Raw genomic sequence first — 13,248 nt, forward strand, 5'->3', positions numbered from 1 at the left:
TACAACCTACACAGTTAAAAAATCCGATACACCTAACACCGCATTGGTTTTAGGCTTTTTATTCCTGCTCAAACAAAAAAAGTCGCCCTAAGGACGACTTCTTACTTTTATCAAGCTAATTGATTTTGCTAAATAATTGGGCTTTAGGCAAAGCCGTCAAGCTTATGCCCCATCACATAAATAGATATATATGTGATGGAAAGATAAACGCTGACAATACCGCATAAAGTTCAAATACAAGACAAAATTAAGCTGGTTCTTGCATAATAACCGTATCAGCTTTCTTAGTATATTGTTCCATTTTATGGAAGTTTAAGTAGCGATATGTATCTGCCGCCGTTGCGTCAATAGTTTTTGCATATTCCATATACTCGGCTGGCGTAGGTATTTTACCCATAATTGCACCAGCAGCTGCTAATTCTGCTGACGTTAAGTAAACATTTGCACCTGTACCTAAACGGTTTGGGAAGTTACGCGTAGAGGTAGATAAGACTGTCGATTTGTCTGCAACACGTGCCTGGTTACCCATACATAACGAGCAACCTGGTGTTTCAATGCGTACCCCTGCTTTACCGTAGGTAGAATAGTAACCTTCTTCCGTTAGTTGGTCACGGTCCATCTTAGTTGGTGGTGCAACCCACATACGAGTATTTAACGTACCACCGTAGTTTTCTAATAACTTACCAGCAGCACGGAAGTGACCAATGTTAGTCATACAAGAACCGATAAATACTTCATCAACACTGGTGCCAGCTACTTCCGATAATAACTTGGCATCATCAGGGTCATTTGGACAACAAACGATAGGCTCTTTAATTTCATTCAAGTCAATTTCTAACACATGAGCGTATTCTGCATCAGCGTCAGCTGACATTAAAGATGGATTTGCTAACCACTCTTCCATTGCCTTGATACGACGTTCAATGGTACGAACATCACCGTAGCCTTCGCTGATCATCCACTTAAGCATCACAATGTTAGATTCTAAGTATTCTTTAACAGCGTCTTCTTCAAGCTTGATAGAACAACCACCAGCTGAACGTTCCGCAGATGCGTCTGAAAGTTCAAATGCCTGCTCAACCGTTAAACCTTTAAGACCTTCAATCTCTAATACACGACCAGAGAATTCGTTGATCTTACCGGCTTTTTCAACAGTTAATAAACCGTTTTTAATACCATAGTAAGGAATCGCATGTACTAGGTCACGCAAGGTAATACCTGGTTGCATTTCACCTTTAAAGCGCACTAATACCGACTCTGGCATATCAAGTGGCATAACACCAGTTGCGGCAGCAAACGCTACTAAGCCAGAACCTGCTGGGAATGAAATACCTAATGGGAAACGCGTATGAGAGTCACCACCTGTACCGACAGTATCAGGCAATAACATACGGTTTAACCATGAGTGAATAACACCATCACCTGGGCGAAGCGAAACACCGCCACGATTCATAATGAAATCAGGTAAAGTATGATGTGTTTGTACATCTACCGGCTTAGGATAAGCAGAAGTATGGCAGAATGACTGCATGGTTAAATCAGCAGAGAAACCTAAACAAGCTAAATCTTTTAACTCATCACGAGTCATAGGACCGGTAGTATCTTGTGAACCAACAGTCGTCATTTTCGGCTCACAGTATTGACCTGGGCGAACACCTTCTACACCACAAGCTTTACCTACCATTTTCTGCGCTAAGGTGTAACCTTTTGAAGACGCTTCTGTCTCGACAGGTTTAGCAAATAAATCAGTTTCCGCTAAGCCTAGTGCTTCACGAGCACGCCCCGTTAAACCACGACCAATAATAAGCGGGATACGACCACCAGCACGAACTTCATCAAGTAATACAGGGCTTAACTTAAAGGTAGAGATAACTTCGTCACCTTTTTTCACCACACCTTCGTATGGATAAATATCGATAACATCGCCCATATTCATTTTCTGAACGTCTAGCTCAATTGGTAAAGCACCTGAGTCTTCCATCGTGTTATAGAAAATAGGCGCTATTTTACCACCTAAACAAACACCACCTGCGCGCTTATTTGGTACATATGGAATATCATCCCCCATAAACCAAAGCACTGAGTTAGTCGCTGATTTACGAGAAGAGCCAGTACCAACAACATCACCTACATACGCTAATGGAATGCCGTCTTTTTGTAATTCTTCAATTTGTTTAATCGGACCGACAGAACCCTCTTCATCCGGGTTAATACCTTCACGTTCAATTTTAAGCATCGCTTTGGCATGTAAAGGAATATCAGGACGAGACCAAGCATCTGGTGCTGGCGACAAGTCATCTGTGTTAGTTTCACCAGTAACTTTAAATACTTTAACCGTGATTTTTTCAGCCACTTTTTCTTTCGAGGTAAACCACTCGGCATCTGCCCATGACTGCATCACTTTTTTCGCAGCCGCATTACCTGCTTCCGCTTTTTCTTTAACATCAAAAAATGCGTCAAACATTAATAAAGTATGTGATAACCCTTGTGCTGCTTTATCTGCCAGTGCAGCATCGTCTAACAAATCAATCATCGGCTGAATGTTATAACCACCTAACATGGTGCCTAATAATTCAGTTGCTTTTTCAGCCGGTAAAATTGGTGAACTTACTTCGCCCTTCGCGACAGCCGCTAAAAATCCGGCTTTAACATAGGCAGCATCATCTACACCTGCTGGTACACGATTGGTTAATAACTCTAATAAAAACGCTTCTTCACCTGCTGGAGGGTTTTTCACTAATTCAACTAATGCAGCAGTTTGTTCTGCATCTAACGCTTTTGGTACTATGCCTTCTGCGGCACGCTCTTCTACATGATTACGATATTCTTGAAGCACGGCGTTCACCCCTGTGATAAGTAGAAATCACTAAGTAGCCCACTTAGCAATTACTATTGATTAGAAAATTTTCGGCGTGATTATACGATAACCGTTTCGTAATTAAAATCTCACAACCATTCAGCAAACTTATAACTATTATAAAAAATAGTTATACTTATTAAATATTAATCACTTGCCTGGAAAAAACTGGTTTACCAGACAATAGGCTCATGTAGATTAAAGATAGTCTATTTCTTAGGACAAACAAGGTTTGCAGATAATGATGGCTGAATATAATTAGGGCTCATTTGACGATCGTCAAATTGCTCCACTCCGCTGAGTATTTTTAATTCAAAGTCATAACTGCCACAAAGCTTATAAGCATGACGCAACAAGAAAGTTGCTAACTGACTAAAGCGTGTTTTTTCTTTCTGTAACGCTTCAATTTGATAGTGTCCAGGCGCCAGACGCTTTTGTTTATAATGTACTTTATGATCAAAATCATAATTGACTTCTTGCTCAGCTGCACTCACTGCACCAGAGAATATAAATAAAACCACCAACAAGATTTTCATTGCTTTTCTTTCCTTAATCAACAACTAGCTAAATTATAGCGCTTTTCAAGTTATTTAATCTACTTTTCTAATAAAAACAGGCTTGTAATACTAGGCCTATCGGCAGTACTCGCGTAAAATATGCGACTTATTCTTACCTCTGTTGACGACAATATAAGGGATCTCAATATGCGTCTGTTATCTAACTCAAAATTTTCTAAACTTTGTCAGGTGATCAGCCTTTCACTATTTTCTTTGCCACTACTTGCTAACGAACAGCCCGATGCCAGCATCTTTGTCGGTCAAAGCTATATCGGAGGCCATGGCATTTACCTTGAAGCTGATAATGATCGTTTGTTTAGCGAAGACAAACATTCTGAAATTGCTCATGGCTCTGGTATTGGTGCAGAATATGGTCACCGCCTTTCACCATCATACGAAGCTCGTATTTCATATAGCAACTTAAATATCAACACTCAACATAAAGGCTATGACGTTGAAGATGGTTCAAGTGTTGCTTTAGATATGTTGTACTTCCCTTATCAAAAAAGCCTTTACCTTGTCGCTGGCGCCGATTTTCTTGATATCGACAAATCTAACCTATCTGCCGATCTAGGTGCTGGCTACCGTTACTTTATTAACGATAATGCAGCTTTCTATATTGAAGGAAAAGGCCATTATCAAATAGATGACAACTATACTGATTTTTCCAGCAAAATAGGCTTCATCTATTACTTTGATACCAATACACCAAAACCTACTCACGCTAAAACAAGTTCACCCACAGCTAAAAAAGTGACAAAAACGCTACCAAAAGACAGCGATAAGGATGGTGTAGTTGACAGCCAGGATAATTGTGCTAACACGCCATTCACACATAAAGTAAACGCCCAAGGCTGTACTGTTTACATGAAGCAGAGAGAAACTTTTGAATTGTTAGTTAACTTTGATAATGATAAAAGCGATATCAATGCCGAAGGGAAAAAAGAAATTACTAAAATGGCTGATTTTTTACAGCGTTATCGTCAAACCAGGTTAACCGTACACGGTCACACTTCGGCGCAAGGTGATGCTAACTATAATCAGAAGCTCTCAGAAAGACGCGCACAAGCAATTGTTAATATGTTAGTGAATGACTTCTCAATTGCTGCCAACCGTTTAACCGCAATTGGCCATGGCGAGCAGCAATTAAAAAATAGCGCTAATACCGCCTCAGCTCATGCGGTAAATCGCCGCATTGAAGCAACCATCACAGGCGCTCAAAAAGTACCGGTAAAACGATAAGGTAACTGCTAAATATTTAAAGTATAAAAAAGCCAGCTAAATACAATGCTGGCTTTTTACTATAAGTTAACTACTTAATACTATTAACGTTTTTGCTTCCTTAAACTTAAGCTAATTAGCGCAATGGCTAATAGTGCGATAGTACTAGATTCTGGTACCTGTCTAACACTAAAACCAAATTGCAATGATGTATGCTCGTCTTCTGGTGTAACAAATCCAACACAGGTAGCGCTTAAACCTAAGGCTGCACAATAATCAGCTCCTAATGCTTCAATTGGTGCTGCGCCACCAAATTCATCAAACACTAGAATATCAAGGCCATAATCTACACCATCATAGGTAAACGGAATACCTGATGTTGATATATTGTCAAAGCCAAATAAATCGCCACAACCTGCAGCCGGCACAGCAGAGCCATCTAAACAAAAGCCTCCTGAACCTGCATTTGGCGTTTCCAAAAAGTTAAACATAATATCTAATGTAGGGGCTGGCTCTGTACTCCCCGCATATGGTGATAAAGCTGTTAGTGTTAAATGGTCAGTTAAGGTTCCTGAGCTAAGGAAACTAAAATTGCTGTTAATGGGGTTGTTCCAGTGAGTCATACTGACCCCTAAGCCAATTTCATCTGGTGGTGTCGGTGGAGCAAAACCAAGAATAGTATCAACCGTTCCTGTCACATGACCACCTCCAAATCGATCATCACCTGATGTACCTGTACCAATAGTTAACGCACTTTGGTTATCTGAAGCATCGCCTGTTGGTGAAGCATAATCTCCCCCGTCAGCTCCCCATGATAACTCGTAGTCAGAAAAATTTGTTGTCCCTGTACCGCCGGTAAAACTTGCTGCTGTAAATTCAGCCCAAGTATCAAATTCCCACTCTGTGACAATCACTCCCGCTTGAACAGAAGTAAGCGTCGACAAATAACAAACAGCAGAAATAATTATCGTACGCCAACAACTAACTCGATTAGTCTTATTCATATCAAACCACCTTACTCTATTAATGTAAAATATAGTGGAAGCACCGCTACCTAATGTAGCTTCCCTGCACACTTTCTATGCATATCTGAAGCCATTTCACTAGATACCTGATTTATAAGTATAAAAATTAGACAGTTATTTATTGAAACTGAGGTTTGTATAAATTTAAATAGCAGTTGAATAGATACCAATTTTCTTAACCTACTAAAAAATAACAGAATATTATAAATATGGAACTATCCATCACACTGAAGTGATCCAGATAATTGTAAAAAATATTGACACTTAAAATGTGGTAATAAAAAAGCCAGCTTGATGCTGGCTTTTTTAACGATAATTTTTCTTTTAAAAATAACGAATTATTTCTTTTTCTTCACCGCTTTGGCATTTGGTAAATCAGTAATTGAACCTTCAAAGATTTCCGCCGCTAAACCAATTGATTCATTTAATGTCGGATGCGCATGGATCGTTAAACCAACATCTTCTGCATCAGCACCCATTTCAACCGCTAAACAAATTTCACCTAGCATTTCACCAGCATTGATACCAACGATAGCACCACCTAACACACGACCGGTTTCTTTTTCGAAGATCATCTTAGTTTTACCTTCGGTGCGCGCAGAAGCAATCGCACGACCTGAGGCTGCCCAAGGGAAATTTGCCACTTCAATGTTTAAACCCTGATCTTTCGCTTCACGCTCTGTAACACCCACCCAAGCCATTTCAGGATCAGTATACGCAATAGAAGGAATACAACGCGGGTCAAATACATGTTTCTTACCCGCAATTACCTCAGCTGCAACGTGTGCTTCGTGTACCGCTTTGTGAGCAAGCATTGGTTGACCAACCACATCACCAATGGCGAAAATATGATTCACATTAGTACGTAACTCATTTGAAACGTTAATGAAACCACGCTCATCAACATTGACGCCTGCTTTATCAGCGGCAACTAAGTGACCATTTGGCTTACGACCAACAGCAACTAAGATCTTATCGTAACGTACTTGCCCTTCTGGTGCATTTTTACCTTCAAAAGAAACATATAAGCCATCATCTTTCGCTTCAACTGCCACAACTTTAGTTGACAACATGATATTGAATTTCTTTTTATTGTACTTGGTATAAATTTGCACAATATCTTTATCGGCTGCTGGTACTAATTGATCAGCAAATTCAACCACAGAAACGTTTGAACCAAGCGCTTTATATACTGTGCCCATTTCTAAACCGATAATACCACCACCAAGCACTAACATTTCTTCCGGTACATCTTTAAGCTCTAAAGCACCAGTAGAATCAATCACACGTGGATCGTCATTAGGAATAAATGGCAAATCAATGACTGAAGAACCACAAGCGATAATCGCATTATCGAAAGTGATGGTAGTTTTACCGTCTGCGCCTTCCACTTCGATAGTTTTATCAGAAGTGAATTTACCAAAACCTGTCACAGTTTTTACTTTGCGCGCTTTAGACATACCGCCTAAACCACCGGTTAACTGACCGATAACGCTTTCTTTCCAACCACGAATTTTATCTAAATCAATTTCAGGTTTACCAAAAGTAACGCCGTGTGATGCCATTTCAGCCGCATCATCAATTACTTTAGCAACATGCAGTAATGCTTTAGAAGGAATACACCCAACATTTAAACAAACACCACCTAACGTTTCACGGCTTTCAACTAATACTACGTCCAGACCTAAATCAGCTGCACGGAATGCTGCTGAATAACCACCAGGACCTGCACCTAAAACAACGACTTGAGTTTTAATCTCGTTACTCATGCTAACCTCAAATTATTTTGGTTTGTACAATGGCATTCAAATAAATCGTAAGCCATTGGAACTGAATTTTTTTATGGTGCGAAGTTTACTCAAAGTGAATAAAAATCGCCATCTTTTAATCAAATAATGTCGGTAATAATAAAAACTTCACAAGCAGATTTCATTATTACCGATTTGAATTATGGGATAATTACAATATTAACTTACGGATATCGCTCATCACTGAAGCTAAATGAACAGTAAAGCGTGCAGCAATAGCGCCGTCAATCACGCGATGATCGTAAGACATAGACAATGGCAACATTAAACGCGGAATAAACTCTTTACCATTCCACTTAGGTTTCATTTCTGATTTTGACACCCCTAAAATGGCCACTTCTGGCGCATTAACGATCGGCGTAAATGCCGTACCACCAATACCACCTAGACTTGAAATAGTAAAACAACCGCCTTGCATATCGCTAGCCGTAAGCTTGCCATCACGCGCTTTTTTACTGATTTCCAGTAATTCACGCGATAGTTCATGAATGCCTTTTTTATCGACATCGCGTACTACCGGCACCACTAAGCCATTCGGGGTGTCGACCGCAACGCCAATATTACAGTACTTTTTAAGGATCAAGCTTTCGCCATCATCACTTAAACTTGAATTAAATACCGGGAACGCTCGCAATGCATCAGCTGCGGCTTTCATAATGAACACTAATGGTGTGATCTTAAAACCAAGCTGTTGTTTTTCACAAACAACATTTTGTTCTTTACGAAATGCTTCTACATCCGTGATATCAGCTTCGTCAAATTGGGTAACATGAGGAATAGTCACCCAGTTTCGATGTAAAAACGGTCCTGAAATCTTCTGAATCCGTGTTAACGGTTTTTCTTCAATTTCACCAAACTTAGCGAAATCTATCGGCTTAGCCGCTACTACTTGTAAGCCACCTTCACCAGAAGCCACTGAACTGCCGGCATTGGCTTTCGGACGTGATAATTCATACTTAACGTAAGACTGAACATCTTCTTTTAAAATGCGCCCTTTGTTACCACTACCTTTGACTAAGGTTAAATCAACGCCAAATTCACGCGCTAAACGACGAATGGATGGCGAAGTATAAATTGCGCCGCTTGACTTAACGCCAGATTGTGGATGATGAGGCACAGGTGCTGCCTTTTTCTCAGGTGCAGGTGCTGTTTTTGGTGCTTCAGCTACAGGAGCTGGAGCAACAGGCTGCTCAATCGCAGCAGGAGCGCCGCTGTTAGTTTCAAGTTTGATCACTAACGATCCCTGCTTAACTTTATCGCCAGTTGCCACTAACACTTCTTTAACGATACCAGCATGAGATGATGGCACATCCATGGTCGCTTTATCCGTTTCTAAGGTGATCAAGCCGTCTTCTTCAGCAATTTCATCCCCAACGGCAATTAAGACATCGATAACATCTACTTCGCCATCTTCACCAATATCTGGTACCACAACATCAATCACTTCACTGCCACCAGTTGCAGCAGGTGCTTGCTCAGCCGCTGGCGCGGTTTGCTCGGCCACTACTGGGCTTTGTTCCGCTTTTTCTACAGGAGTAGCTTCAGCTACAGGAGCTTCACTTGTCGTCCCAACGGCTTTCATTTCACCGATTAAGTCGCCTTCTTTGATTTTATCACCAACATTAACGCTTAATGACACCAACTCACCAGCAATTGGCGCCGGAATGTCCATAGAAGCCTTGTCGGTTTCAACCGTGACTATCCCTTCATCGGCTTCTAAGCTATCACCGACAGCGACACAAATTTCAATCACTTCAACTTCATCGCCACCAACATCAGGAACTAGAACTTGTTGAACATCTGACATAATAATTCTCCTATTTCCTGATTAAGCGTAAAGTGGGTTAAGTTTGTTAGTATCAATATCGAAACGTTTAATAGCTTCACTGACAATAGAACGTTCCACATCACCACGGTTAGCCAATTCATAGAGCGCAGCTACCACGATATAATCGGCGTTCACTTCAAAATGACGACGTAAGTTTGCACGGCTGTCACTGCGACCAAAACCATCTGTACCAAGACAACGATATTGAGTATCAATAAAAGCACGGACTTGATCAGAATAGGCTTTCACATAATCAGTTGCAGCAATCGCAGGTCCGTTTTCTTTTTTGATCACCTGACCAATATAAGGCACTTGCTGCTCAGCTTCTGGGTTGAGCATGTTTTGACGCGTCACTTCCTGACCGTCACGCGCCAGTTCGTTAAATGAGGTGACTGAATAAACATCACTAGAGATGTTGTAATCATTGGCTAAAATTTGCGCCGCTTCTCTCACCTGCAATAAGATGGTGCCTGAACCCATTAACTGAACATTTGCCTTCGCTTTTTTCGCAGCAACTGTTTCTAGCTTATAAATACCCTTAATGATTTCATCAGCAATGTCTTTTGTTTCCGGCATTGCTGGGTGCTGATAGTTTTCATTCATTAACGTCAGATAGTAGAAAATATTTTCATTATTTTCATACATCCGGCGCAAACCATCACGCACTATCACCGCCACTTCATAACCATAAGTTGGATCATAAGTCACACAGTTTGGAATTAATCCAGCTTGAACGTGAGAGTGACCATCTTGGTGTTGCAACCCTTCACCATTTAGGGTTGTACGACCTGCGGTTGCACCTAATAAGAAACCTCGTGCCTGGCTGTCACCCGCTGCCCACGCTAAATCGCCAACACGCTGGAAGCCAAACATTGAATAGTAGATATAAAAAGGTATAGTCGTGGCATTACAAGTTGAATAAGAAGTGCCTGAAGCAACCCAAGAGGCCATCGCACCTAATTCATTAATCCCTTCCTGTAATACTTGGCCTTTTTTATCTTCGCGATAATAAGCTACTTGGTCGGCATCCTGCGGAATGTATTTTTGACCTTCGTTGGCATAGATACCTACTTGGCGGAACAACCCTTCCATACCAAAAGTACGGGCTTCATCCGGAATAATAGGCACGATACGTTTACCGATTTTCTTATCTTTTAACAAGCTATTAAGCACACGTACAAAAGTCATGGTTGATGACACTTCACGCTCACCTGAACCTTTCAAAATCGCATCAAACGATTTAAGTGGTGGAATTTCTAAACTCTCATCAGCCTGTTGACGACGCGCCGGCAAAGAGCCGCCTAACGCCTGGCGACGCTCACGCATGTATTTTAATTCAGGGCTATCTTCATCAAATTTAAAGAAAGGTAAATCTTCAATTTCATCATCAGAAATAGGCATATTGAAACGATCACGGTACGCTTTGATCGATTCAAGATCCATTTTCTTAACATTATGGGCAACGTTTTGCGCTTCGCCCGATTGGCCTAAACCATAACCTTTAACGGTCTTCGCTAAAATCACCGTTGGACGACCTTTAGTGTTCATCGCTTTTTCATATGCGGCATAAACTTTTACTGGATCATGACCCCCACGGTTTAAGCGCCAAATATCTTCATCAGACATATTAGCAACCATAGCAGCGGTTTCTGGATATTTACCGAAGAAGTTATCACGAGTATATTTACCACCTTTCGCCTTACAGTTTTGATATTCACCATCAACGGTTTCATTCATTAACTGTAGCAACTTGCCTGAAGTATCACGTGCTAATAGGGCATCCCAATAAGACCCCCAAATCACTTTAATCACTTCCCAGCCAGCACCACGGAAAGTACCTTCAAGTTCTTGGATAATTTTACCATTACCACGAACCGGGCCATCTAAACGCTGCAAGTTACAGTTAATGATAAAGGTTAAGTTATCTAACCCTTCACGAGCCGCTAAGCCAATAGCGCCTAATGATTCTGGTTCATCCGTTTCACCATCCCCTAAGAAACAGTACACTCTTTGCCCTGAGCAATCTTTAATACCACGATCAGTTAAATATTTTAAGAAACGAGCAGTATAGATTGCTTGTAATGGCCCTAAGCCCATTGAAACCGTTGGGAACTGCCAAAAATCATCCATTAAATGCGGATGTGGATAAGAAGATAAACCATTGCCATCCACTTCCTGACGGAAGTTATCCATTTGCTCCTCAGTCAAACGACCTTCAACAAACGCACGAGAATAAATCCCTGGAGAGATATGACCTTGAGCAAATATAAAGTCGCCACCATCTTTTGGTGATGCCGCTTTAAAAAAGTGGTTAAAGCCGACATCATATAAAGTTGCCGATGATGCAAAAGAGCCAATATGACCGCCAAGTTCCAAGTTTTTCTTTGAAGCTCGTAACACTAACGCTGCTGCATTCCAGCGAATTGCCGCACGAATACGTGCTTCAATGGTAAGATCACCTGGCATATGAGGTTCTTGCCCAGGCGGAATAGTATTAACATAGGCAGTAGTTGCATCAAAAGGTAAATGTGTGCCGCTACGACGTGCTTGATCAATTAACTTTTCTAATAGAAAATGTGCTCGTTCTGGGCCTTCATTTTCCAGAACCGATTCCATTGACTCGATCCATTCCAGTGTTTCAATAGCATCAATGTCGTTATTTGGGAGCTCAGACATAATCACTTAGTCTCCGTTTTGTTATATAAAATTAAAATTTGTAGATTAAAGAAAGCTAAATACCGCTTAACTTAAGTTGCTTTAATCTGCTAACTGCTCGGCAAACGCATTGCCGCTATCAGGTTAATATTCCTGACTTTTTCTTTACTATTACAAAAATTGTTATAACTTTTGCATTCTGCGCATTGAACGTTCCATGCGACTTTGTTCTTCGGTTAAATTCAGTAATACTTCTTCAATAAAAGCGAGATGGCGATGACTAGCCCCCCACGCTTTTTGTGGCTGACCACTTAAAATCGCGTCCATTAAATGGGTGCGATATTCGGCAATTTTGGCAAAAATATCAGGACGTTGTGCTAATATCGTTAAGTTTTGTTCAATATTATCAATAACCACCGCCGACATACTGCGTGCCAAATGCAAAATCACGCCATTGTGAGAAGCACCACAAATCGCCAAATAGAACTCAAATACTGCTTTAGCTTCTTCGCGGTAATTATGCTCAAGCTGTGCTTCGCCAATAGCATCATGCTGACGGCGAATTTCTTCGTAATCTGCTTTAGTGCCACGCATCGCCGCATAATAAGCCGACATACCTTCAATACCATGACGAAATTCAAGCAAATCAAATTGTGATTCATTGCTTTGCGACATCAAATCAAACAGCGGATCAGAAAAGCCTTTTAATATTTGCTCGCTAACAAAGGTTCCACCGCCCTGACGACGATTGACTAGCCCCTTAGCTTCTAGCTTTTGAATTGCTTCACGCAACGATGGACGAGAAACATTAAATTGTTTCGCCAGATCTCGCTCAGCAGGTAACTTTTGACCGGCCTTTAAACTGCCTTCCAGGATCATTGTCTCAAGTTGCGACAAAATCACATCGGAAAGTTTCGCCTGTTTGACGGTATGTTTAATCTGACCTAGTACCATAAAAATTCAATAAATAGCCTGAAATAATCGTTTTTAAATAACAAAAACACAATGGTAAATTGGTATTACCAATTTTAAAGTGACGTAAAAATAGCAAAATAAATAGATTTTGTAAATAGAACATAGTTCAGGCGAACAAAAAAACAACTATAGCCATTTAAGTAAGGGAGAGGATTATTAGGAAAATAACACCGAGCAACAATACGACTAGCTAAGCTCTATTATTGTACTTATCCCCTAAGAATGGCTTAAGCAGTAACTGAATAGCTATTCAGTTACTGCTTGTCTTTTAATTATGCTCAACAAAAGAGGTAACAAGCCGAAAAACTGATGCAGTTTCAAA

Annotated in this window: 8 protein-coding genes; 1 reads left to right on the forward strand and 7 read right to left on the reverse strand. The window is 40.7% G+C overall.

The window, feature by feature from the left end:
• Positions 1-247: 247 nt before the first annotated feature.
• Together acnB and QQK06_RS05540 are read right to left on the reverse strand one after the other, a co-directional pair.
• Complete coding sequence (gene acnB / locus QQK06_RS05535) at positions 248-2,836, reverse strand: bifunctional aconitate hydratase 2/2-methylisocitrate dehydratase (RefSeq protein WP_284243660.1); 2,589 nt, start codon at positions 2,834-2,836, stop codon at positions 248-250.
• A gap of 230 nt (positions 2,837-3,066) precedes the next feature.
• Positions 3,067-3,393 (reverse strand): hypothetical protein, encoded by a 327-nt coding sequence (locus QQK06_RS05540; protein ID WP_284243661.1) that lies wholly within the window; start codon positions 3,391-3,393, stop codon positions 3,067-3,069.
• A 168-nt stretch (positions 3,394-3,561) separates the two neighbouring features.
• Here QQK06_RS05540 and QQK06_RS05545 point away from each other — a divergent pair, with 168 nt between their 5' ends.
• The gene (locus QQK06_RS05545) at positions 3,562-4,656 is read left to right on the forward strand and encodes an OmpA family protein (protein ID WP_284243662.1); all 1,095 of its coding nucleotides are present in this window, start codon (positions 3,562-3,564) and stop codon (positions 4,654-4,656) included.
• Positions 4,657-4,739: 83 nt separating this feature from the next.
• Here the strand turns inward: QQK06_RS05545 and QQK06_RS05550 are convergent, their stop codons facing one another.
• The 5 genes from QQK06_RS05550 to pdhR all read right to left on the reverse strand — a co-directional run bounded on the left by QQK06_RS05550 (position 4,740) and on the right by pdhR (position 12,905).
• Positions 4,740-5,639, reverse strand: a complete 900-nt coding sequence (locus QQK06_RS05550) for a THxN family PEP-CTERM protein (protein ID WP_284243663.1) — start codon at positions 5,637-5,639, stop codon at positions 4,740-4,742.
• Between the two features lie 359 nt (positions 5,640-5,998).
• A complete protein-coding gene (gene lpdA, locus QQK06_RS05555; protein ID WP_284243664.1) occupies positions 5,999-7,429 on the reverse strand; it encodes a dihydrolipoyl dehydrogenase in 1,431 nt (476 codons plus the stop codon).
• A gap of 190 nt (positions 7,430-7,619) precedes the next feature.
• The gene (gene aceF / locus QQK06_RS05560) at positions 7,620-9,275 is read right to left on the reverse strand and encodes a dihydrolipoyllysine-residue acetyltransferase (protein WP_284243665.1); all 1,656 of its coding nucleotides are present in this window, start codon (positions 9,273-9,275) and stop codon (positions 7,620-7,622) included.
• 21 nt (positions 9,276-9,296) lie between these two features.
• Positions 9,297-11,972, reverse strand: a complete 2,676-nt coding sequence (gene aceE / locus QQK06_RS05565; protein ID WP_284243666.1) for a pyruvate dehydrogenase (acetyl-transferring), homodimeric type — start codon at positions 11,970-11,972, stop codon at positions 9,297-9,299.
• Between the two features lie 162 nt (positions 11,973-12,134).
• Positions 12,135-12,905 (reverse strand): pyruvate dehydrogenase complex transcriptional repressor PdhR, encoded by a 771-nt coding sequence (gene pdhR, locus QQK06_RS05570; RefSeq protein WP_431313638.1) that lies wholly within the window; start codon positions 12,903-12,905, stop codon positions 12,135-12,137.
• Positions 12,906-13,248 lie beyond the last annotated feature (343 nt).

Source organism: Thalassotalea insulae, assembly GCF_030161395.1.
Lineage (GTDB): Bacteria > Pseudomonadota > Gammaproteobacteria > Enterobacterales > Alteromonadaceae > Thalassotalea_E > Thalassotalea_E insulae.

Coding starts and splice junctions, on each gene's coding strand:
- QQK06_RS05540 (WP_284243661.1), bottom strand. CDS start 3,393: ATGAAAATCTTGTTGGTGGTTTTATTTATATTCTCTGGTGCAGTGAGT.
- QQK06_RS05545 (WP_284243662.1), top strand. CDS start 3,562: ATGCGTCTGTTATCTAACTCAAAATTTTCTAAACTTTGTCAGGTGATC.
- QQK06_RS05550 (WP_284243663.1), bottom strand. CDS start 5,639: ATGAATAAGACTAATCGAGTTAGTTGTTGGCGTACGATAATTATTTCT.
- lpdA (WP_284243664.1), bottom strand. CDS start 7,429: ATGAGTAACGAGATTAAAACTCAAGTCGTTGTTTTAGGTGCAGGTCCT.
- aceF (WP_284243665.1), bottom strand. CDS start 9,275: ATGTCAGATGTTCAACAAGTTCTAGTTCCTGATGTTGGTGGCGATGAA.
- aceE (WP_284243666.1), bottom strand. CDS start 11,972: ATGTCTGAGCTCCCAAATAACGACATTGATGCTATTGAAACACTGGAA.
- pdhR (WP_431313638.1), bottom strand. CDS start 12,905: ATGGTACTAGGTCAGATTAAACATACCGTCAAACAGGCGAAACTTTCC.